Consider the following 1,669-nt stretch of genomic DNA (forward strand, 5'->3'; position numbering starts at 1 on the left):
CGTGCGGAGCCTGCCAAGGAAGTTGTCACTTTCGCACAATCTAAGCTACCTCCCTTTGGCCCCCTTTTGCTTCATCTCCCACCGACTTATTCGTAGGAATAATCGACACCTCTGATACTGGATTCCAGTCTCTGCACCTACCCGAGATCCACCGTCCTGGTGTAGATTTGCGAGCTCCCTCGTAGAGCTCGCGCCTTCTATTTAGTAGCTCGATGTGTTCTCCACTGTGTGCCTGTTGCGGGGTTACGAACTTGATGCCAGAGTGCTGGTGATCGTTGTTGTAGTGATCAACGAATTCACTCATCCACTTGCGCGATTCTTCTATTGTGGCAAATCCTCCATAGGGATAGCTTGGAAAGTACTTCACCGTCTTAAAGAGCGACTCAATATGAGCATTATCGTTAGATACCCGAGGCCTTGACCTCGATATATTTACATCTAGCTCATATAAGTACTCAACTAGTGACCACCCCTTCATGGGTGAACCATTGTCACTATGGATCACTTTCGGGGCCATATTCTCTCTAGCCATTGCTCGCTTTACAACTCTCTTTAGCTGCTCAGAGCTTTCAGATTCGTATACTTCCCAGCCAACTATTTTCCTCGAATAAAGGTCGATGATCACATAGGCGTAGTAGTAGATACCCCTAGCTGGTCCATTTAGCCAAGTAATATCAAGTGTCCAGATGTCACCTGGTTTTACTGCTGTGTGTACTGGTCTTGCTCTCTTCTTCGGCGGCTTTGTTCTGCTCCTGCGCTTGTTTAGATTGTTATCCCTTAGTACTCGATAGAAGGTCCTCTCAGATGCAATGTATCTGCCTTGATCAGCGAGCTTTGGAACTATTTGGGCAGGGGTAAGAGACGAGTACGTACTCGAAGTACACACTTCGATGATCTTTTCTCTTTCTTCCTCCGATAAAGCATTAGAGCGACGTCTATGAGAAGCTCCTCGCCGGCGATCCGTTACACCAGATTCCCATCTCCGAAATGTACGAGTTGATATCTTCAAAACTTCACAGGCTTTGTAACATCTAGCACCTGCATCTATTGCTTCATTGATTAGAGCTACAGCTTGAGCTCGAACGTTGTGATCTAGATACAGAGGGGAGAGACTAGGCGTCCCCTTCTTCCCCCCAGATCTCTTGTACTTTTTTTTGAAGAACCAATAGAGCAGCAGCTTCTGCTAGCGCCTTTTCTTTCCGTCGAAGTTCAGCTTCAATTCGTACTCTTGCTTTACGCTCTTTATCAAGGGCTACCTGGTGAGCCCTATTAGCAGCACTCTTATTGTCAAAGGCTGACTCTAAGGTATTTCGCCACTCCTCTAAATCTTCTGCTAGAACACCATTAGCTCTCAACCATGAACCGAGTTCGTGCTCATTCATAGCGGCTGTGTCAACAACAGCTTTGATCTTGTTGATTGATTCGCTTGAGTTGATGACTCTGGCTTTACGTTCCGAGTTCCACTGGTAGACAACGTTTGCATTGATACCGTGATCTTTTGCGATCTTTGCAATAGCGCCAGCCTTCGCTGGCTCTGAGTTATCGAGCTCATATAGAGCCGCTACTACTTTATTCTTTAGTTCCGCAGGATACCTTTTCATGTCAATTCCATCTTCGCCCTCTTAGAAACAAAAATCAAGCTAGGTGACAACAATCTTGGCAGAGAGGG

Annotated in this window: 2 protein-coding genes; both read right to left on the reverse strand. The window is 46.3% G+C overall.

What is annotated here, in order from left to right; genetic code table 11:
• Nucleotides 1-40 precede the first annotated feature (40 nt).
• A complete protein-coding gene (locus AXFE_RS18030; protein ID WP_152626226.1) occupies nucleotides 41-1,177 on the reverse strand; it encodes an IS3 family transposase in 1,137 nt (378 codons plus the stop codon).
• A complete protein-coding gene (locus tag AXFE_RS18035; RefSeq protein WP_052607269.1) occupies nucleotides 1,113-1,601 on the reverse strand; it encodes a hypothetical protein in 489 nt (162 codons plus the stop codon). The genes AXFE_RS18030 and AXFE_RS18035 overlap by 65 nt, the downstream gene beginning before the upstream one ends.
• Nucleotides 1,602-1,669 lie beyond the last annotated feature (68 nt).

The sequence above is a fragment of the Acidithrix ferrooxidans genome (assembly GCF_000949295.1).
Classification (GTDB): Bacteria; Actinomycetota; Acidimicrobiia; order Acidimicrobiales; family Acidimicrobiaceae; genus Acidithrix; species Acidithrix ferrooxidans.